Consider the following 25,230-nt stretch of genomic DNA (forward strand, 5'->3'; position numbering starts at 1 on the left):
AGGTTAACAAAGGGCTGAGTAATGCGCTGTAATTTGCTTTATGAAACTATTTTAGCTTTTCCACACACTTGTTAAGTTGTATTTTAACATGGTCCTCTTCCTTTTTAGTAGCGATAACCTTTGTTAAAGCAGCCTGGTAATATCCCAAAGCTTTTTTGTACTCCTCGCGCTTAAACGAATAATCGCCGGCTATTACGTAGGCATGGTAGTATTGAGGATTGGTAGCTACCAGGCTATCGGTATTTATAGTTTCGCCATCGAGCACACGCTGCTTCATTTTACGGAAGTTCACAAAATCCTGGTATTGCGCGGTTGAAAGAAAAGTATCCGCCGGTACCGTGAGCTTCTGCTCGTTAATTTCCTGGTCTTTTTTCATCCCCCGCAGGCCAAACACTTTCTTCAGGTCATAGGCTACATATTCGCCCAGTTGCCATGGCGAGGTGCTTACCCAAACCAACAGTTTCTTAGGCTCAAAAACAATACTATGGTGCGACATTAATTGGTTAATGGCTTTCTCGTTACCCATGCCAATATCTGCTCCATGCATGCCTTTCTGATCGCGCAATATGGCTATGGTTTTTTGTACTGTATTTTTGCCGTTGGCATTCAGCAGTTCCATGAGGCGGTTATACCGGTATGGCGATGCGCTCTCGGCCACCTGGATCTTGTTTTCTTTTGAATGACTGAGGCCCTTGCTTTGGAAATGGTTGGCACAAACAATGTAATCCTGGTGCGGGTCATACATATCCAGCGTATCGGGGGTTTTCTCAATCACAACGGCCTTGTTATCGGCAGCGGAGGCAACCAGGAAGGCTTCAGATACAAACATTTTACGCCTTTTGGCAATAGCGTATGCTTCCTGCGTGTTTTTAGCATACTGCAAGATCTCGCGGGCTACTAATGATACCGGTGTGGCAGCGCCTGTAGGTATATTAGTTTTATCGGCATTGATGGTTACACTTACCCCTTTTTCATTCATCCCGGATACTGCGCCAATAAAACCACCCCAGGTAACGGTCATAAATTTGTACCCTTCGGTAGGGTTAAAAAATGCCACGATCTTATCCTGCGCAAACTTATCGCCCACATAAAAATCAAAATTACGGCCAATGATCATCGTGCTATCTTCAGATTTTACACCCCAGGTACCAAACGATGTACAGCCCACCAAAGCCATACTTTGCAGGGCATGGCCAATATCATGCGCTGCATGGTAGTTCAATATCCGCTGGTAATTGGAACCAATGTACTGGTATTTATCTGATGCTGATTTAGAGATCCCGTAAATCTCTTCCTTATATTCTTCGGTAACGTTTTTATCCAGGTTGCGGTTAAACCAGGCAATAAAGTATTTTAAAAAATGCCGGTAAAATTTAGAGGGCACTATCCTGCTTATCTGCTCTACAAAGTGGTCTTCCTGCGCCACAACCAGTTCCTGGCTTAGTTTGCCGTTAATAACGCCACGTTCAAAGGGCTTACCTTCTACGTACATTTCAAATAAGCCACTGTTGCTTTTGCGAAACCAGTCGTTTTTAATGGTGTAAAAACCTTTGGAGGGCTCGGCGCGCTGTAGCTCCAGGCTGCTCAAATCTTTAGGCTCGGGCGGGTAATCAATCGCTACCGCATACAGGTAAGCCATGCCAATAATAATAATCAGCACAAAACCCAGGAAAACATAAAGTGTCCTCTTCCCAAATTTTTTCCAGCTGAATTTCTTATGCATTTCGTATTTTCCCTATTATGGCATCGTTGCCTAGTAAAGTAGTGCAGGTAACTATAGCGCTCATCGCCGTACCTAAAATACCATGTAAGTTAAGGTTTTGCCCGGTTAGGTACAGGTTAGGTATTTTTGTGCGCGGCGATATAAACGTTTTTAGCGTGTGTTTATAATCTTTCACGATGCCGTAAAGTGAACCATCGCCGTTGCCAATATAATCGCGGTAGGAGAGCGGTGTTGCCGAGTAGTAGGATTTGATATGGCTCCTGAAATCCGGGAATTTTTTCTCTACCATATCAAGCAATTTCTCGCTTTTGCGGATCTTGAACTCCTCATAGGTTTCGCCCCGTTCATTAACGTCTGATACCGTGTTAAAGGTATCCTCCCAGGGTTTCATCTCCTCAAAGCGCATATAGGTGAGTATAGACGCACCATCAGCAAATTTAGCCGATCTGGAAGATGGAGCCATAAAATATGCATAGCCAAGCGGCCAGTTCTCTTCGTTATAATCGGCAATATCCCAAACGTGGCCATCCTTGCCAATGTAATAGTTGGTGTTAAAATAAGGAAAGCTGTCCTTTTTAAAAACCACATTTAGCGTGAAAGATGATACCGAATTTTCTAATCCTTTTAAGCGGTTGCGATAAGCAGGTTTAATTACATCAGAATCTGTCATTTCCAGCGTTTGCACCGGGTGCATGTTGCTGATAAACTGCCTGCCATAGATGTTTACACCATTGGTAGTTTCCACATGCGATACCTTTCCATCTTCCACAACAATCCGTTTCACCTCGCAATGGCGCTTGATAACCCCACCCCTTGATCGGATATTTTTGGCAATATACTTTGCTATCTGCGATCCGCCGTCCACACATTTATAGGAACTTTCAATATAGCTGTTCAGGATGAGCGCGTGTACATAAAACGGGGTTTTATCTGCCTGCCCGGCATACAAAGCGTTATTACCCGCCAGTACAGCCTGCAGGCGCGGATTATCAGTTATGGATTCTATAAAACCTTTGGTATCAATTTCCAGCACGGCCGACTTTTCGTTGAAATCATCGCTGCTTTTTAAGTTATACAAGGAGAATTTGCTGCAAACCTCTTTGATCTTATCGCAATAGGCATTAAGCGCGGCTTCCTCTCCGGGGAAATGTTTTAATATATGACTAATGAAGTTATCATAACCCTGGGCATATTCGTATTCAATCGCTTCGCCATAAATGCCAATCTTATCAAAAACAACATCTTGTTTTTGCAGCTTCAGCTTATCCATCAGGTTAAGGTATTTGAATATCTGGTACAGGTTTTGGCCTTCATCAAGCCCGCCAAGGTAATGCACGCCCGAGTCAAAGATCACTTTATCGCGCACATAGGTTTGCAGCGAACCGCCAATCTGCTTGTTTTTTTCTATCACGCAAACCTTAAATCCTTCCCTGCTCAGTAAATCGGCGCTCACCAATCCCCCCATACCGCTGCCGATAATTACGGCATCATAAATCTCCATTTATCTTATTCCCTGTTTTATGTTATCGTTTATAAATCTTTATTGGGGTTTAAAGTGGGGCCGTGCGGTGGAATCCCCTCTTGAGAGGGGCAGGGGTGCATTATCGCGCGTTTAACACACCCCTGCCATTTCGCTATCCCGGCCCGCCCCCTCTCAAGAGGGGATTGTAAACCCGCTATTATTTTTTTATTACAAAAGTAATATTTGAAGTGTACTTTGTTTCATCAATTATATGGCAGTCCATATTATTGGCAGCCGCAATGTCCTCAACCAGTCGAGCTGATAAAAACGACAAGCCCTTGCTTGCCTTATTGAATTTTACAAATCTGGTCGAAAAAAACTCCGTAAGCTCAGTACCCCGGTGTTTTTCTTTCAGGTCTTTATTGCCATCACGGATAATCATCATCCCGCCGGCATTCAGGCTATTGATGCAGTGTTGTACAATCAGCTTTTGCTCATCGGGCTGCATATAATGCAGCATATCGGCAATAATAATAGCATCGTATTTTTCAAACTCAAAGTCGAGCACATCCGCATGTTCAAAATTGATATGCGCGTCTTTGTTAAAGTTATTATTGGCTAATTCGATCTTATCCTCATCATAATCTATCCCTGTAAAGGCGCGTTGTGGGGCAGCAAAGTGTAACATATAAGGCATAAAGCCATAGCCACAGCCAATATCCAGCATTTTGCCCTTTACGGGCAGCAGGTTATGAAATTGCTGGTAGTTTTTTTCTAATCTTACCTTAACCCTCATATACCACTCCAAAACCGGCCCTTTATAAAGGTAATTATATATCAGCTGCTCGCGGTAATAGCGCGGTTGCTGTACCTCTTCGCCCAGTTGTTTGTATTCGGCCTTAAAATATTTACTGATGGATTTGGTACGTTCATAATAACCTGTTCCAAAAGCACCGTTGCCCGGTTTTATGCGGGGGAGGTATTTGAGGGTGATCTTGCCGTTCTTTAAAAGAAAATCACCCTTGGTCATACAATAGCCGGTGCCGTGGAGGAGGATAGGCTGAATATCCATATTCAATTGTTCGGCCAGGTAAAACGCCCCTTTATGAAAGCGTTTTATATCCCCGTCAACAGAGCGGGTGCCTTCGGGGAAAATCACAATAGAGTAACCTTGCTTCACCCTGCCGGCCAGCAAATCGATATTAGCTTCGGTACCCTGGGCTACCGGGAAATAATCGGCCATGCGCACCACCGCGCCAAATACCGGCGAGTTCCATACCCAGTTATTGGTGAACAGGATGAGCTTTGGATTAAGCATCACCAATATCAAAATATCCAAAAACGACTGGTGGTTAGCAATAATTACCGATGGCTTATCAAAATCGGCAAGCAGCCTGTTAATGACCTCCTTTTTCACATTACCCATGATATAGATCATTGACCAAGAGAACCGCGCGAGGATAGCGTGATAAACGAGTTTCCCTTTTTCCTTGCTGAACGGATTCAGCCTGAATAAAAAGCCTAATGCCGATAGGATTAAACAGCCCGTTACAAAATAAGTGAACGCGAAAATACTGATCACAAAACCGCTGATGGTCCAGGGGAATTGTTTCTTCTGTGTGCGGTTTTTAATGAGGATATTGAACAGGAAAGGGATCAGTATCTGCGACATGATGACCACACAGCAGATCCCGATGATCGAAATAAAAGCTATCGACCGCAAAGCGGGATGTTTGGCAAATATCAATACCCCCAAACCGGTAATGGTAGTTATAGCCGATAAAAAGATGGATGATTTATAAGATGATAATACCTTTTTGCCTGTTTTGTATTCCTGCAGCAGGCCATCCATAATGTACAGGCTGTAATCATCGCCTAAGCCAAATATCAGGGCCGATATAATGATGTTCACGATATTAAAGCCAATGCCGAAAATCCCCATCAACCCCAGGATCCAGATCCATGAAATAGCCATCGGGATAAAGGAAACCAGCGCCAATTCCATACGACCGTAGGTTAACAGCAGCACTATAAAAACCAGCAGGGATGACATGACCGCTATTTTGGTAAAATCGGCATTAATGATCTTTACCAGTTTATTGGTGAGGTATTGTTTATCTATAACGGTAACATTAGGGTCGTTTTCAAAGGCTTTGTAAACGGCGGCCTTTTTATCGGGCGATGTTTGCACCAGCGTTACCACGGTAGAGTGACTGGGATACTCATTAATAAAATTATCCAGGAAACTTTTCCTGATTCCGGCCACATCACCTTCATTGATATGCGAGAAATCTTTATTGAGCAGCGTTTTAAATTTATCAAAGGCCGCGGCGCTAAAGCCTTGTAGCTGGCCTTCTTTATCCAGGGTGGCAAACAGTTTCTGTTTCTTTTCGGGACTCCAGTACGTATTCCAGCGGGCTATCCTTTCTTTTTGCAGAGAATCGGAGAGGATGAATGATGATACATCTGAGGATTTTTTTACAATGCCCTGCTCCTTCAGTTTTTCAATTTGAGCAGCCAGCTTTTCATTGTTCACCAGTGCCCTGTCCAGGGTTTTCCCTTCGGATACCAGGTACACCGATTGCAGTGCATATTGATTGATCTTGTTGAGCTTATTTTGCGATTGCTGCAGTTGCAAAGGCATGTAGTTCATTTTGGCTACATCAAACTCAAAGGTTACATCATTGGCCTTGTAAAAAAATACGCCGGTAAGCAGTATGATCCCGGTAACAATGAATTTATTATACTCGGGGTTAAAGGAGGCCAGTTTATCTATCCATGAAAGCAGGATCACCTGGTGGTTTTCCTGCTCTTTTTTGGTCGATATAAACTGCGGCAAAAATACCAGCGAGCAAATGGAGGCCCCTATCAAACTAAAGGCGGCAAAAAGGCCCAGGTCTTTCAGCATTTCCGATTCTACAAACTCCAGGCACAGGAAACCGCCAATAGTGGTAAAGCTGCCAACGGTAAGGGGCATTACCAGGTCTTTAAGCACCTGCTCCACACTTTTAGTATGCCGGTAATGGTTAAATACATGCAGCGAATAATTGATAGCGATGCCCAGCACTACTGAACCCGTACCCAAAGCTATAACCGAAATACTGCCCTTTAAAAAGTAAATAGCCGTTAAAGAAAACAGTGAACCAAACAGCACCGGGATTAAAATAATTATGGGTGCCCGTTTTTTTCTGAAATACAAACCCAAAAACAAAATAAGGGCCAGCACGGTGATGCCTTGCGTAAGCGCGGTATCTTTCCTTAATTGTAAAGCATTGCCGTAATATACCGCTGCCGAGCCAAAGTAGGAGGCTGTAACAATTCTTTTAGGTTTACTGCTTAAGCTATCTATCAGCTGGTTTAAGCCCTTTATTAAAACGCCGTTCTTCCCGGTATTATTTGGCGGGTAGGCCGGGGTGATGAACATGAGCAGGGTTTGATGATCTTTGGTGACCACATAATTATCATACAGTTCAAAATTTTTATCGTACTGCAATTGCTGTAATTTCTTTAGTCCGATGAAGGAGATCCCCACCGGATCGTTACTGATGATGCTTTTTAGGGCTATGCCTGCAGGCGATGCAAGTGTGCGGTAATCGTATTGCAGTGTTTGTTTTACTTTTGCCGGGGTAATAAGGGTATCAATAGTTTGGTAATCCTTCTCCGTTAAATAAACAGGCAGCCTTTGGGTAATGGCGCCAAACAGCCTCATCACCACATCATCATCAACCTTAAAATTGGCTTTGCCTATGTAGGGTTTAAATTGGGGTTCGGCGGTAGCCGCAAATTCATCGGCAAAGGCTACAAGGCTATCCGGGTTTGCAATAGCGGTACTGTCTTTTAGCGATACCATGATTACCAGCTTATCCAAAAATTTGGAGTTCTGGAAAACCTCATTAAGCTTGTTGATCTTTTTATCCTTCGGGATAACCTTGCTGATATCTTCCTCAAACTTTACCTGCGAAGCAAAATACCCCATGAACAAAAAGCATGTAGCAAATAAAGTATAAAAAACAGCCCTGTTCCTGGCAAAATAATGGTATATGAGGATAAGGCCTTTTTCCATTAATGGCTTACTTATATGGCAGCAGGAGCCTTTTTCAATAATTTAAGCAAGGCATACGTTATAAGCCCAACTGTAAGGGATGCAACAACGGCCAGTGTAAGACTGCCATAAATATATTGCTCCATGTGCTCGCCAATGGTTTTGAAAGATATTTTTGAGCTGAACGCCATGTTGGTCACTTTGTCGCCCATCCAGTATTCGCCGGCCTTATAGCTTAAAAATATAACCACCGGAATCATAGGCGGGATACTGATGTGTGCCGAAAATACCACCAGCGCCTTATTGAGCTTAAATATGATAGATAAAAATATGGCTACGGCGAGTTGCAAACCCCAGATAGGTACTATCCCCATAAAAATGCCCAGGGCAATGGACAAGGCCTTTACCTCGTCGGTATCGTTAGGGTTATACAGAGTGGCTATTATCTTTTTACGTCCCTTTTTTTTTGATAAATCGAGAAAAAAGTTGCGAGGTTTAATCCAAACAAAGGCGATAACTACCAGAAAGGCATTCAATACGCCAACCCTTGAAAAATCGGTAAAGGGCCGGAAGTGCGACACTCTTGTTTCTTTGGGTGCATAATAAACGCTTACCGGTACCGAATCCATGTGTACACCGCGCCAGGAGGCCCGAACGATCACCTCAATTTCAAATTCATATTTGCGGGTATAAAACTTCATTCCCTCTAACAGGTAAAGCGGATAAAGCCGGAAGCCGGATTGTGTATCGGGGCAATGGATTCCTGTTTCTACCCAAAACCAAAAATTGGAGAATTTATGCCCGAAACTACTTTTACCCGGCACCGCTGCCTGGTCCATATTGCGGGAGCCTATAATAATGGCATCCTGAACCTGTTCAAGTCTGTTTAAAAAAGCGGGGATATCTTTAGCAAAATGCTGCCCGTCGGAGTCAATGGTGATAGCGTATCTGTAGCCTTTTTGCATAGCATAGGCAAATGCCTGGCGTAGTGCCCAGCCTTTGCCTACATTATCGGGGTAGCTGATGAGCTGTACATGAGGAAATGTTTTTACAATAGCTTCGGTATCATCGGTTGAGCCATCATTAACAACGATGATCTGGCTGCTATATGCAGATACATCGGTAATTACACCGCCCAAAGTAAGGTGGTTGTTATAGGTGGGAATAATAACACATACCTGCAGTTCATCAAACCGCTTACTTACTAAACCCTCAAATTCCATTAATTACCCTTGATATATAATAAATTGAAAACAGCATTTTTCTACATAACAAAATTAGCGTTAATGATGATATAGCGGTTAAATAGTTTTAAATTAATAATGGGGATGTAAATTCCAGCAATTCCACCTGCACGTGTAACGTTTTCAATATTTATCTCGTCTTCGTATTTACATTTTATAATATATAAAATCGCTCAACATTTATGGTGTTAATAACAGCCAAACCTTTATCAACAAAGAAGGCAAAAAATCGCTTTTAAAATTAAAAACAAACAGGAGGCACCTACGGAGCCCGGCTTTTGGGTTTTATTGTGCTATAAACACGTTACTCCTACGGAGTCAATGACACGCCAATCATTTCCAACTCCAGCGGAGTTGCGTGTTTATAGCGAAAAAATATTTTGTTTTTTGGCTCCGTAGGTGCCCCCTTTTTTTAAGCGATTTTCCTGGACAAAGAAGCAGGAAAATATCATATCTGAAATATTTATCCTATTTTCGGACGTTTTTTGTGTGAATTTTTTTGAAGTTTTTCATTTTAATAATATTTAGTTCATGATACATATAGGGGGGCGGTACATTACTGCTGATGATTTTTCCAAGATCCTGTTTGATGACGAGGAAATTGGATTAGATACATCGGCTGTAAAGAATGTGGAGGTTAACTACCAGTTTTTGCAGGGCTTTTCATCAAATAAACTCATATACGGTATTAATACCGGTTTTGGCCCAATGGCGCAATACAAGGTTAGCGAAGAAAACCTGTTGCAATTGCAATATAACCTTATCCGCAGCCATGCTTCGGGCGGTGGTAATTTAATGCAGCCTTTATTGGTAAAAGCATTAATGATTGCCCGGTTAAACAGCTTTATGCAGGCCCGCTCCGGTGTACATACCGATCTTCCCGAACTGCTTGTTCAATTAATAAATAAAGGCGTAGCGCCCAATGTTTACGAACATGGGGGCGTAGGTGCATCCGGCGACCTTGTACAGTTAGCTCATTTAGCGCTGGTACTAATTGGCGAAGGAGAATCAAGCTACAATGGTGAACAGCACTCTACCGAAGAGTTGTTTAAAGAAATTGGCATAACACCTCTCTCTATCAAGATCAGGGAAGGACTGGCCATCATCAATGGTACATCGGCCATGACCGGGATTGGCATGGTGAACATCATCCAGGCTAAAAAATTGCTGGAATGGTCTATCGTGCTATCATCCATGATCAACGAAGTGGTGCAGGCTTTTGATGATCATTACTCCTACGAGCTGAACATCGTTAAACACCACAAAGGGCAAAACGAAGTGGCGGCCATTATGCGCGATGTATTAACCGGCAGCAAAATGATCCGCGACCGCTCTGAGCATTTGTATAATCCCGACAACCTTAACCAGGAAGTATTTTTAGATAAGGTACAGGAATACTATTCCCTGCGTTGCGTAACGCAGGTATTGGGCCCTATTTATGATACCATTTTTGAGGTTGAAAGGGTATTGACCGACGAGTTGAACTCTGTGAATGATAACCCGGTTATTGACCATGATAGCAAGAACATTTTCCATGGCGGCAATTTCCATGGCGACTATGTGTCCCTGGCGATGGATAAGCTCAAGATAGCTATTACCAAACTGTGCATGCTATCTGAAAGACAGTTAAACTACCTGCTGAATGAAAAACTGAACCAAAAATTCCCGCCCTTTGTTAACCTGGGCGTTTTAGGCTTTAATTTCGGAATGCAGGGCATGCAGTTTACGGCGACATCAACTACTGCCGAAAATCAAACACTATCATATCCCATGTACCTGCACAGCATTCCCAACAATAATGACAACCAGGATATTGTAAGCATGGGCTGTAATGCCGCGTTAATGACCAAACGGGTTATCGATAACACTTTTGAGGTGCTGGCCATACAAATGATGGCTATTTTACAGGCTATTGATCACCTGGATTGCAGCGAAAAGCTATCGCCAATAACCCATACAGTTTACACCGATCTGCGGGCCATATTCCCTAAGTTTGTGGAAGACAAGCCTAAATACAAGGATATGGTAAACGTGAAGCAGTACTTTGAAAAGGCAGAGCACGTGCACCTGATAAAAAATAGAAGCTCGCATATTTTATAATAACAAGGCAAATATTTCAGTAAAACAATTTAACAGATCAGCAAATGAAGTGTGCATTAGTAACCGGCGGATCAAGAGGAATAGGCAGGGCCGTTTGTTATAAATTGGCTTTAATGGGCTACTACGTACTGGTAAATTATAAAAGCAACGAAACCGAGGCACTGCATACCTTATCAACCATAAAAGAAAACGGTGGCGATGGCGAGATCATCCGGTTTGATGTGGCCGAAAAGGAAGATATCAGGGCAGTATTAGGTACCTGGATTGAAACCAATACCGAAAAATATATTGAGGTGCTGGTAAATAACGCAGGCATTAAGGATGATACCCTGATGATGTGGATGAAGGATGAGCAGTGGGACAGCGTTTTAAAAACCAGCTTGGATGGTTTCTTTTATGTTACACAAATGGTGCTAAATGGCATGCTGGTTAAAAAGTACGGCCGCATCATCAACGTAGTATCGCTATCGGGCTTAAAAGGATTGCCAGGTCAGGTAAATTACTCGGCTGCTAAAGCTGGTGTAATTGGCGCAACCAAGGCTTTGGCGCAGGAAATAGCCCGTCGCGGGGTTACGGTGAATGCCGTGGCGCCAGGGTTTATTAAAACCGATATGACCGAAGGGCTTGATGAAAAAGAACTAAAATCAATGATCCCTATAAAGCGGTTTGGAACAGCTGAGGAAGTTGCCCACGCGGTAGGCTTTTTAGCTTCGCCAGAGGCATCATATATTACGGCCGAGGTACTTTCAGTTAACGGAGGCCTGTATTCTTAATTAATCATTTGTTCACAAAAGCATCATTTTAATATTTCAGCGATTAAGTATTTTTATTTAGTTTTAAAGGTATCTGTAAATTGATTAAGCCGGTTTTAGTGTTATGAACAGAGTTGTGATTACGGGGATGGGCATTTACTCCTGTATAGGGAAAAACCTTAACGATGTTAGGGATTCGCTATTCCAGGGTAAATCAGGAATAATACTTGATACTATTCGCAAGGAGTTTGGTTACCGGTCTGGTTTAACCGGCTTTGTGGACAGACCAAATTTAAAAGAAAAACTCGACAGAAGATCACGCATCATGCTGCCCGAACAGGGAGAATATGCTTATATGGCCACTATTGAAGCACTGGAACAAGCCGGCATTGATATGGATTACCTTGATCAAAACGAGATAGGCATCCTATACGGTAACGATAGCTCTGCCAAACCCGTGATTGATTGTACCGATATTATCCGTTTAAAAAAAGATACGATGCTGGTAGGGTCGGGCGCGGTTTTCCAAACCATGAACTCCACCGTGAGCATGAACCTGGCCACCATTTTCAAACTTAAAGGCATCAACCTTACCGTAAGCGCGGCCTGCGCAAGCGGATCGCATGCCATTGGCCTGGGTTATCACCTTATCAAAAGCGGATTGCAGGAAGGTATCATCTGTGGCGGCGCCCAGGAACTTAACCATTTTTCGATGGGGAGCTTTGACGCGCTTTCGGCCTTTTCAATCTTAGAAGCAACACCAACAAAAGCATCCCGCCCGTTTGATCGCAGCAGGGATGGCCTTGTACCCAGCGGGGGAGCGGCAACCGTAATGCTGGAGAGCCTGGAATCTGCCCAGCGCCGGGGCGCAAATATATTAGGCGAGGTTATTGGCTACGGCTTTTCATCAAATGGGGGCCATATCTCCAACCCTACAGTTGGTGGCCCGGTACGCTCTTTGGCCATGGCCTTAAGGGATGCCGGTATGGGCGCTGACGATATTGATTATATCAACGCGCATGCAACCTCAACCCCGGCCGGCGATGCCAGCGAGGCAAAAGCCATTCACGAAGTTTTTGGATCAAGCAAGCCACTGGTGAGCTCAACCAAATCAATGACCGGGCATGAATGCTGGATGGCCGGCGCAAGCGAAATCGTGTACTCTATGCTGATGATGCAAAATTCATTCATCGCACCAAACATTAACTTTGAAACCCCAGACGAGGATTCAGTTAAGTTAAACATAGCAACAACCACCATCGAGAAAGATTTTAACGTGTTCTTGTCAAACTCTTTTGGTTTTGGAGGTACAAATTCGTCCCTGATTATTAAAAAATACTGATTAACCTAACCTTATGCAATTTTTAGAGATCGTAGAAAAAACAAATGCTTTTTTAGCAGAGGAGTTTGAGGTCGACATAGAAAAGATCACTCCTGAAGCAAACCTTAAGGATACCCTTGAGCTGGATAGCCTGGATTATATAGACCTTGTGGTGGTAATTGAAAGCAATTTCAACTTTAAGGTACAGCCCGAAGATTTTGTGGGCATTGTTAACTTCCAGGATTTTTACGAGTACGTAGATACCAAAGTAAACGCTAAAGAGCTGGCATAAACGCCATCGCTATTGAGGTAATTAAAGAATTTACGCCTTGCTTCTATGTTTGTACAGCCATCAAATACACCGGATCTTATCCCACAAAAATTCCCATTCGTGATGATTGATCATTTGATCTACAGCGATGAGACAAGCAGCCGCACCCAATTTTGTGTAAAAGCCGACAATATTTTGGTTGAGGATGGTGAGTTTAGCGCAGGTGGCCTGGTTGAAAACATAGCACAAACTGCCGCGGCAAGGGCCGGCTATGTTGCCCAAAACGAAGAAAAACCCGATGCCATTGGCTATATAGGGGCAATTAAAAACCTTGAAGTATTCTCGTTGCCTAAAATAAATGATATCTTAGAAACAGAAATTATCATTGATAATCAAATATTTGATGTTACGCTGATATCCGGAAAGGTAAAATGCGGAGATGAATTACTGGCGCAATGCCAAATGAAAGTGTTTATAATTAAACCATAATCTTAATTAACCATACCTGCAAAAACAGGTTTCGATCACAAAAAAACAGAAATTGCAAAAAACACTGAAACATGTCACCGAGATAAGTGTAAAGTTTAGCGAAGTAGACTCGCTGGGCATTGTGTGGCATGGGCACTATGTGCGTTATTTTGAGGATGGCCGGGAAGCTTTTGGAAAAGCCTTCGGAATAGATTACCTCACCGTATACAACAACCAATACGTTACACCAATTGTAAAGATTGATTGTAATTATAAACAAGTTTTGCGCTATGGCGATAGTGTAATTATTGAAACGGAATATGTACCAAGCGAAGCCGCGCGCCTGAATTTTAACTATCGCCTGTTAAACGCTGTTACCGGCGAGGTTGTGGTAACAGGCTCAACCGTGCAAGTATTTTTAAACCGGGATAGTTTTGTGCTTCAATTAACAAATCCTCCATTTTTTGAGGAGTGGAAAAAGAAACATTCGCTGGCCTGATGGGTATGATTTTCTTTAGAACATTTTACCAATTTGATACTTTTATAAACAACATAAACGCTAAAGGCTTTAATTAATAAACCCGCGGCAATACTAACAATAAACAAACGCTAAAGAATTTAAATAGATGAATACGGAAAAAGTTGATGTGTTGGTAATTGGCGCTGGTCCGGCGGGTACTGTGGCCGCTTCTATCGTGAATAAAGCCGGTTTTAAAGTTAAAATTGTTGAAAAGCAAAAATTTCCCCGTTTTGTAATAGGCGAAAGCCTGTTGCCCCGTTGTATGGAAGCATTAACCGAAGCCGGTTTTGTTGAAGCTGTGGAAGCAAAGGGTTTTCAGAAAAAATTTGGAGCAAAGTTTGTAAAGAATGGCGTAATCTGCGACTATTATTTTTCGGACCAGTTTACTGATGGCTGGAACTGGACCTGGCAGGCACCCCGTGCCGAATTTGATAAAACCCTGGCCGATACTGTGGAAGCAATGGGTGTACCGGTTCATTATGAAACCACCGTTACCGGTATTACATTTAACGGATCAGATTCTGTTACTACTGTTGAAGACATTGACGGTAACCAAACACAGATAGAAGCCCGCTTTATTATTGATGGCAGCGGATACGGTCGTGTGATACCCAGGTTATTCAACCTGGATAAGCCATCTAACATGTCTGAGCGGAAGGCTTTGTTTGCGCATACCAACGATGTCAAACGCCATTTAGGCGATGAGCCAAACCGCATAACGATAGTAGTACATAAACCCGGTGTTTGGGTATGGGTCATTCCTTTTTCAAACGGAGTTACTTCATTGGGTTTTGTAGGCAACCCGGAGTTTTTTAACCAATACGAGGGCAATAACGATGAAGAAAAGCTACGGAGCCTCATCGCGTCTGAGCCCTATTTAAGTGAAAGGTTCGAGGATGTTGAATTTGTTTTCGACCCTAAAATATTACAGGCCTGGAGCAGTACTACCGATACCTTTCATGGTGAAGGCTTTGTACTTACTGGCAATGTTACCGAGTTTTTAGATCCTATATTTTCATCGGGAGTAACGCTGGCTACTGTATCCAGTCAAAATGCTGCACATTTAGTTATCCGCACCCTAAACGGCGAAACGGTTAACTGGGAAAAGGAATACACTGAAAAAGTAATGCAGGGAGTAGATGTTTTTCGCTCCTATGTGAATGCCTGGTATGACGGTACACTGGATACCATCTTTTTTGCCGGATCATTTGTGCCCGAAATAAAAAACATGATTTGCTCTGTTTTGGCAGGATACGTTTGGGATTTAGATAACCCATATGTTAAAAACCATAACAAAGCGTTAAATAAATTAGCAAGAATTATTCAGCTAAGTGATCGGATAGATCAAAATGTATAAAATAAAATGGACAAATTAATTAATGATCTAAAAGTACAGATCATAGACCAATTGAACTTACAGGACCTTAAACCAACAGACATTGGCGATGATGAATCGTTATTTGCAGATGGGTTAGGCCTCGACTCTATAGATGTTTTGGAGCTCATCGTTTTAATGCAAACTAACTATAAAATTAAGCTTTCAAAAGCCGAGGACGGCCCAAAAGTATTCCAGTCGGTACGTACCATGGCCGAGTATATTACAGAAAATCAGGCCGCTTAGGAGAGGGGAAATTTCCATGTCATTGCGAGGTACGAAGCAATCGCGAACTATGCAAGTACGCTCTGTATAGTATGCGATTGCTTCGTACCTCGCAATGACATATTAGAGAATATTCATAAGCTTAATTCAGTTCTTGTCATAGAATTGATGCCTTTTCAAACCTTTTAGAAAAAACGCTGTCTATTTTAAAATGTATAAGATATTTGTAACCCTGGCCATACTTTCCGCTGCTTTTACAGCAAGGGCGCAGCATGCCGGCTATACCCAGCTTACCGATCTATCAAAATTTAAAGAACAGTTTACCGCAACGGCTCAAAAAACAAACAGCATTAAAAGTGATTTTGTGCAGGAGAAAAACCTGAGCATGTTAGCCGAAAAGATCACCTCAAAAGGGAAGTTCTGGTTTAAAAAAGACAATATGGTGCGGATGGAATATACCCAGCCCTCCAAATACCTAATGATCATCAACAAGGATAATATCCTGGTGAAAGATGAGCAAAAGGAGAATAAGATCAACACCCGGTCGAACAAGCTTTTTCAGCAGATCAATAAAATAATTGTTGATTGCGTGCAGGGTTCTATCCTTAGCAACCCCGATTTTAAGGTTAAGGTATTTGAAAATAAAAGCAATTACCTGGTGGAGCTTTCACCATTATCAAAAGGGATCAAAGACTTTTTTAAAAGCATCAATATCTCTGTTGATAAAAAAGATAATTCGGTAAGTAATATCGATATGCAGGAACCATCGGGCGATAATACCACCATTCATTTTATAAATAAAGAGATCAATGCCAGCCTCCCGGATGCGCTTTTTGCTGCTAAGTAGCTGCCTGCTCTTGTTGGCCGGCTGCTCCTCGGTCTATAAAAACCTGAAGCCTGCAACCGGCAATTTTAATCACATCTACAAATTCAGGCCGCAATTTTCTGTTGTGCTTTATAATGCGGAGATCAACGTTACCAGCCATCATTTAAGCGGCTTGCTATTAATGAAAATAATGCCCGATAGCAGCACCCGTATTGTGTTTTCCAGCGAGATGGGGGTTAAGTTTTTCGACTTTGCTTTTTTAAAAGATGGCAGCTTTAAGGTGTATTACATCATCCCTCAAATGAATAAAGGGCCTGTAATAAAAACCCTGATGAAAGATTTTGATCTGGTACTCATGCGCCAGCAGGGCAGTCATGAGCATTATATACTGAAGGATAGTGCTCATCTATATTATGTATTACCCCAGCAAAAGGGCGCCAACTACTACATCACCAACATGGCCGGCGATTCCCTGCTGCGGATGGAAAAATCATCAAAAAGAAAACCGGTGGCCGTGGCTACCATGATGAACTATAAAAATGGCCTGCCTGATACCATCGGTATTGACCACAAAAACTTTAAATTTACCATCGGTTTAAAAAAGATAGAACGATAGCGGGAAGCTGAAGGCCAAAGGCTGAAAGCTCAAAGCTTTAGTAAAAAACATTTACAATATAAGAAGCTCGAAGTCGAGCAAAAAACTCTCGTATGCTCCAGGAATCCTTTTTTCAGTTTACTACGCCGCAAACCGAGGGGAATACCTCAAAAACTACCATTACCCTGAATGCGGCTCACCAGATATTTGAAGGGCATTTTCCCGGGCAACCGGTTGTGCCGGGCGTTTGTATGATGCAAATGGTTAAGGAGGTTTTGGAACACCTTATCGGTACAAAAACCAAGCTGGTAAAAGCAGGGGATATGAAGTTTTTGGCAATATTAAACCCACAGGTAAACAGCACTGCCGATTTGCAGATAACCTACACTGCCACAGACGGTGATACATTAAAGGTAGATGCCATGATTCAACATGAGGCCTCCACTTTTTTTAAATTTAAAGGCGTATTTAAAAGATGAAGAAATTCAGAAACATATTTTTTTATATCATCCTCATCGGCGGATTTTCCTTTTTAATTTACCTGGCATTAACAGCCGGTAACGAGCTTGAAAAAGGCCGCCACATAGTTAAACTGGCGGCAAGCAACAAAAGTTCCGTGCATCAGTTTACCGATGGATTGGTAAAAAACCAAACCGGGCCGCTGGCTACTTTGCTGGCACAGATAGCGGTTATTATTGTAGCCGGCAATATAGCAGGATGGGTTTGTAAAAAGCTTGGTCAACCGCGTGTTATCGGCGAAATTTTTGCGGGCATAGCTTTAGGCCCCTCGCTTGTAGGTCGTTTTTTTCCGGCATTTTCGCATGCCATTTTCCCGGCTCAATCATTAGGACCACTGCAGTTTTTAAGCCAGATTGGTTTGATCATATTCATGTTTGTAATAGGGATGGAGCTTGATCTGCACGCCATCAAAAACAAAAGTAAGGATGCCATCGTCATCAGTCATGCCAGTATTATCGTTCCGTTTACCTTAGGTATCGGGCTGGCTTATTTCATTTACCAATCTTTAGCACCTGCGGGCATACCGTTCTTTTCGTTCGGCTTGTTCATGGGTATTTCTATGAGTATCACCGCGTTCCCGGTTTTGGCCCGCATTTGCCAAGAACGGGGTATTAACAAAACGCGCCTTGGCGCTTTGGTAATTACTTGCGCTGCGGCCGATGACATTACGGCCTGGTGCCTGCTTACTGTTGTTATAGCGGTAGTAAAGGCAGGTTCTGTAATGAGTTTTGTTTATACCGCAATAATGGCTATTGTATATGTAGTAATTATGCTGAAGGGGGTAAAACCACTTTTAAAGCTCATTTATAGTCGCAACATCAGGCCGGGTTACGTGGGTATGCCGGTAGCTATGTTTTTTTTGACGCTGATCATTTCATCTTACGCCACCGAATCCATTGGCATTCATGCCCTGTTTGGTGCTTTTATGGCCGGCATTGTGATGCCCGATAACATTACCTTCAGAGGTGTGTTTGTGGAACGGATAAAGGATGTAGCCCTGTTTTTATTACTCCCTTTATTTTTTGTATTTACCGGGCTGCGCACACAAATAGGCTTACTAAACGATGCGTACCTGTGGGGCATTTGTGCAATAACTATACTGGTAGCCGTTACAGGCAAGTTTGTTGGCAGTGCTTCAGCGGCCAAATTTGTTGGGCAAAGCTGGAAGGACAGCCTATCAATAGGCGCCTTAATGAACACCCGCGGCTTGGTAGAACTAATTGTATTGAATATTGGCTACGACCTTGGCGTACTGAATAAAGAGGTGTTTGCCATACTGGTTATTATGGCACTCGTAACCACATTTATGACGGTGCCTATACTAAACCTGCTGGATAAGATCTTCGGCAAATCACCATCAGAAGAAGAACTCCCGGATGAATTGCCCGAAGATATTTTTATTTCCGGCGATCAATAAATTTAAACGGTTTTCTGCCCGATTCCTTGTACTGCATTTTCTGGATCTCGTCATACTGCACATACGTAACATGCGGACTAACCCTCAACCTGGCCTGTAAATTGGCCCGAATTTTACGGTCGCACTCATCGGTATAATTGATGGGCAGGATATGCAGCAACACCTCATCCATGCCAATCTCGTTGGAGTAAACCTCGGCCACAAAATCCAAAATCTCTTCCATCCCGTTCAGCAGGTCAAAAAGCGAAGGGGGATAAAGTGTAGTTCCCTTAAACTTAATCATCTGCTTTTTACGGCCAATTATAGATGATAGGCGCAGGGTTGTTCTTCCGCATTCGCAGGGCTCGTCATAATATTGGCAAATATCGCCGGTTTTGTAGCGCAGCAGGGGCATACCTTCAACACCCAGGGTGGTAATGGTTACCTCTCCCGGTTCGCCGGGGGCTACTTGCTGGTTATGCTCATCAAGCAGTTCAACAATCAGCAATTCCGGCTGGTGGTGGCCTCCTCTTCCATGCCCACACTCTGTAAAAGCTGTTTGCATTTCGGTAGAGGCATAAGTAGAGTAGAGTTTGATATCCCAGGCATCCGTAATTTTTTTACCAAGTATATTGAGCGAAAAATCGGTATTGCGAATATTTTCACCAATACAAATAGCTTTTTTTACCGTGCTTGAATTAATATCAATATGATGCTCGGTAGCATACTGAATGAGTTTGTGGATGAATGATGGTACAGCAACAATCGCGGTCGGTTTTAACCTTAAAATGGTATCCCACTGCAATGAAGGCACTCCCGGACCAAGGCGAATAATACCCGCGCCAATCATCCGGATGCCCGAATAATAAGCCAGGCCGGCCATAAACTGCCTGTCGAGCGTAAGCATCAGCTGGTACACATCATTGGGGCTGCCATCGGCACAAATAAACGAGCTGTATTCGTTATAGGTAAGTCGCTGCAGGTCATTCTCGGTAAGCGCGATAGTAACCGGGCTGCCCAATGTACCTGATGTAGAACTGTATTCAATGATCTTATCGCGGCCTACGCACATAAAATCATCATTCCGCGTCTGCAGGTCTTCTTTAACTGTAGTCGGGATGCTTTTCAGGTCATCCAGCGTTTTAATATCGGCAATATTGATATCGTTAGCCGCAAACAACTCTTTATAAAACGGCGAATTTTGGTTAAGATAGGCCAATAATTGCTGCAGTTTTTGCTCCTGCATAGCTACTATCTCTTCACTTGACTGGTATATTGGTGTATGTGTTAATGGAGTAGTCACTTTTCTATAATTACGATGGCGGATGCTATTGTTTTAAGATGGGTTAATGATACGGAAATTTTCAATGGTCCTTGTTCCTTTAACAATTCGGCAGTTTGGCCAATAAGTGTAAGTTCGGGTTTTCCGTCGGCATTATTGCTAATCTCAACCTCATTAAATGCGGTTCCGTTTAGCCAACCTGTGCCCAGGGCTTTAAAGAATGCCTCTTTTGCGGCAAAGCGGGCAGCGTAATGCTGATACTTATCGGCCATAGCTTCGCAGTAACTGATCTCCACCGGCGAAAATACCAACTCCCGGAAGCCCATATCCTTCCCAATTTTGCTGGCCACACGGTCAACTTCTATCATATCTATCCCAACACCGGTAACCACCTATCAGTTTTTTTTAAGTTTAAGTTTTTTTTAAGATCCATTGTGACCTTTTTTCACGCTTAAGCGTCTTCTACAAAAATAATATTTGGTTTATCTTTTAGAGTATGTAATTGCAGCTATGATTAACTGTTTAAACATTTTATTTGGCTATACACAAAAGATGAACAAATGTTTTTATTATTTTGTATTTTTGCGGCGTTATTGACTTATTTTTTAATTACGTGTTATAGTATTTTCCTAAATGTAGAGGCAGGGCGCAGGAGGAGTAAGGAGTAGGGATTTGAAAAAAGTTCATTGAGATTGTCTTGCTACCCGTAAGCCAACAAAATACCTAAACCGTTCTTTACACTGTTAACAAAATCAACAAATTTCAGAATACTTTTAATTGGTATATAAACAGCACCAATTAAATAACATATTTTAAACTTTTACAACCTATTGCACTAACGTTTGGATATACCCTGATTCAACCCAAATGTTGGCCTAATTAATTTAAACAAGATCATGCAAATTGAAGAGATCATTGCGAAAATAAATTCTTTCCTGTCTGAAGAATTCGAGGTAGATCAAGATACAATTACACCCGATGCAGTTTTAAAAGATACCCTTGGGTTGGACAGCCTTGACTATATTGACCTTGTAGTGGTAATAGAAACCAACTTTTCATTTAAAGTACAGCCCGAAGATTTCGCCGGCATTATTACTTTCCAGGATTTTTACAATTACGTGGTAGCTAAAGTACAGCCGAAGGAGCTGGTATAATGTCGTCCTGGAAAGGAAAATCTAAAGGGAAACCCTGGGGGTATTCTATTTTTCTGGCTATCTTAAAATGGGCCGGAGTTACTCCTGCTTACTTTCTTTTAAGGTTTGTTTCCTTTTATTACGTCGTTTTTTCCTATCAGTCGTCAAAAAGTATCTATTACTATTTCCATCAGCGCCTAGGCTACAGCCGCCTGAAATCGTTGCTTAAAGTTTACCAAAACTATTACATTTTTGGCCAAAGCATTATCGATAAGGTAGTTGTAATGGCCGGCATCCCCAATAAATTCACCTTTGAATTTGATGGCAAGCATAACCTGCACCAGATAGCAGCCATGAATAAAGGTGGCCTGCTTTTAAGCGCGCATATAGGCAGCTGGGAAATTGCCGGCAACCTGCTTAACACCATCAATACACGCATTAACATTGTGATGTATGATGGGGAAGACCAGCAGATAAAAGCCTTTATGGAAAAAGTAACGGGCAAATACAGCGTTAACATCATCGTGATTAAAGACGACATTTCGCATATATTTAAAATAAACGAAGCTTTTCAGAATAACGAACTGGTATGTATGCATGCCGACAGGTACCTGGAAGGCAATAAAACCATTACCAAAAACTTTTTGGGCGAGGATGCCAAATTTCCGTTAGGGCCATTTGTTTTGGCGGCAAAATTTAAAGTGCCTGTGGCCTATGTGTTTGCCATGAAAGAAACTAAGTTTCATTACCATTTTTACGCCAGTACAATAAAGGAATATTTACATTTGGGCAAAGATGCCGGGATGGAGCAAATGACCAATGATTTTGTGGGCGAGATGGAGAAGTACGTAAAAAAGCACCCCGAGCAATGGTACAATTATTATAACTTTTGGCAATAAAAACAACTTGATGAGAGGAACTGTTCAATAAGCGATGAAATCTGTTTTTATTGTTGCCGATAATATCCTATCGCCGGTTGGCGGCACTTCTGCCGAAAACTTTGATAGGCTTACCCAAAACATTTCGGGTGTTAAACAACACGCAGGTGGCACGCGCTCCGATGTACCTTTCTATGCCTCGTTATTTAATGACGACTGCAAATTTGTAGCAGACCAAAGTAATTACACAAAATTTGAGCAACTGCTTATCGCCTCCATTAGCGACGCGTTAAAAGATAGTGAGATTGATTGCGCAGATAAAAAAACGATCCTCATTATCTCTACCACAAAAGGCAATATCAGCATGCTGGAAACGGCGGCCGATGATCCCGAACTAAACAACCGGATTGCGCTTAGTACTTCGGCAACATTGGTTGCCGGGCATTTTGGTTTTGTAAATCAGCCTTTAATTGTTTCACATGCCTGTATCTCGGGACTGGTAGCACTTATTACCGGGATGCGCCTATTGCAAACCGGCGAGTATGAAAACGCGGTTGTTGTTGGGGCCGATGTGATCACCAAATTTGTGTTGTCGGGCTTTCAATCATTTCAGGCCATCAGTGCGGCGCCATGCAAGCCATTTGATGCCACCCGCGATGGCATTAATTTAGGCGAAGGCGCGGGTACGGTGATCCTTTCATCAAACCCTAAATATGCCAATGGCATAAAACTGGCAGGTGGCTCCATCAGCAACGATGCCAACCATATTTCGGGCCCATCAAAAACCGGCGAAGAGCTTTTTTATGCCATAGAGGGTGCATTAAAAAGCGCCGGCATTGAGCCGGAAGCGATAGACTTTATCTCAGCCCATGGCACCGCCACCATTTATAACGATGAAATGGAAGCAAAAGCTATCAACCTCGCAGGCATGGAAACTATCCCGGTTAATAGTCTTAAAGGATATTTTGGCCACACGTTAGGTGCATCGGGCATCATTGAAACCATTATAGCCGCCCACTCCTTGCAACAAAACGTGATTATCCCCACAAAGGGCTTTAATAAATTGGGGCTAAGCCAATCCATAAATGTGAGCCATGAACTACAATATCTACCTTTAACCAATTGCCTTAAAACAGCATCGGGTTTTGGGGGATGTAACGCGGCAATTATACTTACTAAATAAAGCCGAAAGCAAAATACATAAAGCCGAAAGCAATTAAATATAAATAGCAACAAATATTGACAGCAAATAATCATATCACTTCCCATTGCGTAATCAGCAACAATGTTGTTTACAGCAATGGCCTGCCTGTATTTGAAAATAAAGACGCCGACGCCGGGGCTTTTCTGCTTTCTGTTTACCAGTTCCTGGAGGTAAAATATCCTAAGTTTTACAAAATGGATAACCTGTCAAAAATGGGTTTACTGGCCGCAGAAGTTTTACTGAAAAACAACCCCATTAGCGAACTATATGAGGAGAACGAAATCGGCATTGTATTAACCAATGCCAACTCGAGCCTGGATGCCGATATTAAATACTATGAAGGGGCAAAAACGGTTGCCAGTCCGGCGTTGTTTGTTTACACTTTACCCAATATTGTTATTGGCGAAATCAGCATTAAAAACAAGTTTAAGGGAGAGAACGCGTTTTTTGTTTTTGAAACTTTTGATGCCGCTTTTGTAGCGCAATACGTGGCATATTTATTAAATAACAATATATTGCAGGCCTGCATTTGTGGCTGGGTTGATCTGCTGAAAGAAGATTACAAAGCGGTTTTGTACCTGGTGGAAAAACGCGAAAGCGATGCATCGGTACCGTTCACTGTAGAAAATATAAACAAAATTTACCTGTCGGATACAGAAAAACCCGGCAATGATATTGGAGCATAAGATGAGTCAATCTGTTTTTGTAGCGGGAGTAGGTGTAATTTCGGGCATTGGTAATAACACCGCCGAATGCCTTAGCGCGCTCGAAAACAGCCGGGCGGGTATTGATAAGATCAGGTATTTAGAGACTGTTCATAAGGATACATTCCCCGTTGCCGAGGTTAAATTAAGCAATGATGAGCTGGCAGCACTTTCTGGCTTTGGCCCGGATATTAGCCGCACGGCCATGCTGAGTTTGATAGCCACACGGGAAGCATTGCATAGCGCGGGAATAGAAAATTTCTCCTCCTTGCGTACAGGTTTCATATCGGCTAACACCGTTGGCGGGATGGATAAAACCGAAGATTTTTTTACCCAATTTATGGCTAATCCTAAAGCCGGCCGCTTAAGGAATGTAGTTAACCATGAATGCGGTAAGGTTACCGAACTGGTAGCAGATCAACTCGGAATAAAAAACTACGTAAGCACCATCAGCACGGCTTGCTCTTCATCGGCAAATGCCATTATGTACGGCGCAAGGCTAATCAAAAACAATATACTTGATGTGGTTATTGCCGGCGGTACAGATGCGTTAACCCGGTTCACGCTAAACGGGTTCAACACCCTCATGATACTGGATAACGAATACTGCCAGCCCTTTGATGCTAATCGTCGGGGTTTAAACCTGGGTGAGGGTGCCGGTTATGTTACTTTGGTATCTGAGCGCGTGGCCGCATCGCTTAAAACATCGCCATACTGTGCGCTTAGCGGCTATTGCAACGCCAACGATGCCTATCACCAAACAGCTTCATCGCCCGATGGAACCGGCTCTTATATGGCCATGCAGGGTGCTTTAAAAATGAGCGGTTTAAAACCCGGAGATATCAATTACATTAACCTGCACGGTACCGGCACACAAAACAACGATAACTCCGAAGGCACAGCTATAAAAAGGCTATTTGAGCCGCATTACCCCAAAATGAGTTCCACCAAATCGTTCACCGGGCATACGCTGGGGGCAAGCGCGGGCATCGAGGCCGTATTTTCGGCATTATCTGTTCAGCGGGGACTCATCTATCCAAACCTGAGATTTGAAACCCGAATAGAGGACCTGCCTTTTGCGCCCGAGACAAGCTTTTACAGGCAACCCGAATTGAAACATGTACTCTCCAACTCGTTTGGCTTTGGCGGTAATTGTTCATCACTCATATTTTCAAAACTACAGGATTGAT

The 25,230-nt window shown here is 42.7% G+C and carries 23 protein-coding genes; 17 read left to right on the plus strand and 6 right to left on the minus strand.

The features are described from left to right. Positions 1-46: 46 nt before the first annotated feature. The 4 genes from AC1DYB_RS08570 to AC1DYB_RS08585 all read right to left on the minus strand — a co-directional run bounded on the left by AC1DYB_RS08570 (position 47) and on the right by AC1DYB_RS08585 (position 8,450). Complete coding sequence (locus AC1DYB_RS08570; RefSeq protein WP_477434072.1) at positions 47-1,723, minus strand: C45 family autoproteolytic acyltransferase/hydolase; 1,677 nt, start codon at positions 1,721-1,723, stop codon at positions 47-49. Then, a complete protein-coding gene (locus AC1DYB_RS08575) occupies positions 1,716-3,224 on the minus strand; it encodes a phytoene desaturase family protein (protein ID WP_477434074.1) in 1,509 nt (502 codons plus the stop codon). The genes AC1DYB_RS08570 and AC1DYB_RS08575 overlap by 8 nt, the downstream gene beginning before the upstream one ends. Positions 3,225-3,402: 178 nt before the next feature. Beyond that, a complete protein-coding gene (locus tag AC1DYB_RS08580) occupies positions 3,403-7,248 on the minus strand; it encodes a 1-acyl-sn-glycerol-3-phosphate acyltransferase (RefSeq protein WP_477434076.1) in 3,846 nt (1,281 codons plus the stop codon). Positions 7,249-7,259: 11 nt separating this feature from the next. Beyond that, entirely contained in the window at positions 7,260-8,450 is a 1,191-nt protein-coding gene (locus AC1DYB_RS08585; RefSeq protein ID WP_477434078.1) for a DUF2062 domain-containing protein, read from the minus strand. Between the two features lie 552 nt (positions 8,451-9,002). Here AC1DYB_RS08585 and flxA point away from each other — a divergent pair. From flxA to AC1DYB_RS08645, 12 genes are all read left to right on the plus strand, one after another. Beyond that, positions 9,003-10,571 (plus strand): flexirubin biosynthesis tyrosine ammonia-lyase FlxA, encoded by a 1,569-nt coding sequence (gene flxA / locus AC1DYB_RS08590; protein ID WP_477434080.1) that lies wholly within the window; start codon positions 9,003-9,005, stop codon positions 10,569-10,571. 44 nt (positions 10,572-10,615) lie between these two features. Continuing rightward, complete coding sequence (gene flxB, locus AC1DYB_RS08595) at positions 10,616-11,344, plus strand: flexirubin biosynthesis SDR family reductase FlxB (protein ID WP_295720543.1); 729 nt, start codon at positions 10,616-10,618, stop codon at positions 11,342-11,344. A 103-nt stretch (positions 11,345-11,447) separates the two neighbouring features. Further along, on the plus strand, positions 11,448-12,665 hold the full coding sequence (locus AC1DYB_RS08600; protein ID WP_477434082.1) for a beta-ketoacyl-[acyl-carrier-protein] synthase family protein: 1,218 nt from the start codon (positions 11,448-11,450) through the stop codon (positions 12,663-12,665). Between the two features lie 13 nt (positions 12,666-12,678). Next, entirely contained in the window at positions 12,679-12,936 is a 258-nt protein-coding gene (locus tag AC1DYB_RS08605) for a phosphopantetheine-binding protein (RefSeq protein ID WP_477434084.1), read from the plus strand. Between the two features lie 45 nt (positions 12,937-12,981). Beyond that, positions 12,982-13,404 carry a hotdog family protein gene (locus AC1DYB_RS08610; RefSeq protein ID WP_477434086.1) on the plus strand — a complete coding sequence of 141 codons (423 nt, stop codon included), beginning with the start codon at positions 12,982-12,984 and terminating at the stop codon, positions 13,402-13,404. Positions 13,405-13,456: 52 nt separating this feature from the next. Then, entirely contained in the window at positions 13,457-13,882 is a 426-nt protein-coding gene (locus tag AC1DYB_RS08615; protein WP_477434088.1) for an acyl-CoA thioesterase, read from the plus strand. Between the two features lie 127 nt (positions 13,883-14,009). Further along, a complete protein-coding gene (locus AC1DYB_RS08620; RefSeq protein WP_295720551.1) occupies positions 14,010-15,260 on the plus strand; it encodes an NAD(P)/FAD-dependent oxidoreductase in 1,251 nt (416 codons plus the stop codon). A 6-nt stretch (positions 15,261-15,266) separates the two neighbouring features. Further along, entirely contained in the window at positions 15,267-15,524 is a 258-nt protein-coding gene (locus tag AC1DYB_RS08625) for a phosphopantetheine-binding protein (RefSeq protein ID WP_295720553.1), read from the plus strand. 190 nt (positions 15,525-15,714) lie between these two features. Next, positions 15,715-16,350: a flexirubin biosynthesis/transport protein LolA2 gene (gene lolA2, locus AC1DYB_RS08630; protein ID WP_477434090.1), complete on the plus strand. Its 636-nt coding sequence runs from the start codon at positions 15,715-15,717 to the stop codon at positions 16,348-16,350. Next, the gene (gene lolB2 / locus AC1DYB_RS08635; protein ID WP_477434092.1) at positions 16,313-16,945 is read left to right on the plus strand and encodes a flexirubin biosynthesis protein LolB2; all 633 of its coding nucleotides are present in this window, start codon (positions 16,313-16,315) and stop codon (positions 16,943-16,945) included. Before lolA2 ends, lolB2 begins: the two co-directional genes overlap by 38 nt. Positions 16,946-17,037: 92 nt before the next feature. Continuing rightward, positions 17,038-17,403: an ApeI family dehydratase gene (locus AC1DYB_RS08640; protein ID WP_477434094.1), complete on the plus strand. Its 366-nt coding sequence runs from the start codon at positions 17,038-17,040 to the stop codon at positions 17,401-17,403. Beyond that, positions 17,400-18,860: a cation:proton antiporter domain-containing protein gene (locus AC1DYB_RS08645; RefSeq protein WP_477434096.1), complete on the plus strand. Its 1,461-nt coding sequence runs from the start codon at positions 17,400-17,402 to the stop codon at positions 18,858-18,860. Before AC1DYB_RS08640 ends, AC1DYB_RS08645 begins: the two co-directional genes overlap by 4 nt. Here the strand turns inward: AC1DYB_RS08645 and flxY are convergent. Further along, positions 18,841-20,142 carry a flexirubin biosynthesis putative acyl-CoA ligase FlxY gene (gene flxY, locus AC1DYB_RS08650; protein WP_477434098.1) on the minus strand — a complete coding sequence of 434 codons (1,302 nt, stop codon included), beginning with the start codon at positions 20,140-20,142 and terminating at the stop codon, positions 18,841-18,843. The two genes, AC1DYB_RS08645 and flxY, sit on opposite strands and share 20 nt — an antisense overlap. After that, positions 20,139-20,513: a holo-ACP synthase gene (acpS, locus tag AC1DYB_RS08655; RefSeq protein ID WP_477392150.1), complete on the minus strand. Its 375-nt coding sequence runs from the start codon at positions 20,511-20,513 to the stop codon at positions 20,139-20,141. Before acpS ends, flxY begins: the two co-directional genes overlap by 4 nt. 504 nt (positions 20,514-21,017) lie before the next feature. Here acpS and AC1DYB_RS08660 point away from each other — a divergent pair. The 5 genes from AC1DYB_RS08660 to AC1DYB_RS08680 are packed head-to-tail and all read left to right on the plus strand — an operon-like array spanning position 21,018 to position 25,229. After that, the gene (locus AC1DYB_RS08660) at positions 21,018-21,275 is read left to right on the plus strand and encodes an acyl carrier protein (protein ID WP_295720566.1); all 258 of its coding nucleotides are present in this window, start codon (positions 21,018-21,020) and stop codon (positions 21,273-21,275) included. Then, the gene (locus tag AC1DYB_RS08665; RefSeq protein ID WP_477434100.1) at positions 21,275-22,153 is read left to right on the plus strand and encodes an LpxL/LpxP family acyltransferase; all 879 of its coding nucleotides are present in this window, start codon (positions 21,275-21,277) and stop codon (positions 22,151-22,153) included. The genes AC1DYB_RS08660 and AC1DYB_RS08665 overlap by 1 nt, the downstream gene beginning before the upstream one ends. 34 nt (positions 22,154-22,187) lie before the next feature. Continuing rightward, on the plus strand, positions 22,188-23,315 hold the full coding sequence (locus tag AC1DYB_RS08670; protein WP_477434102.1) for a beta-ketoacyl synthase N-terminal-like domain-containing protein: 1,128 nt from the start codon (positions 22,188-22,190) through the stop codon (positions 23,313-23,315). A gap of 56 nt (positions 23,316-23,371) precedes the next feature. Then, complete coding sequence (locus tag AC1DYB_RS08675) at positions 23,372-24,022, plus strand: hypothetical protein (RefSeq protein WP_477434104.1); 651 nt, start codon at positions 23,372-23,374, stop codon at positions 24,020-24,022. Position 24,023: 1 nt separating this feature from the next. After that, positions 24,024-25,229, plus strand: a complete 1,206-nt coding sequence (locus AC1DYB_RS08680) for a beta-ketoacyl-[acyl-carrier-protein] synthase family protein (RefSeq protein WP_477434106.1) — start codon at positions 24,024-24,026, stop codon at positions 25,227-25,229. Position 25,230: the final 1 nt, after the last annotated feature.

The organism is Mucilaginibacter sp. P2_A4 (genome assembly GCF_056405015.1).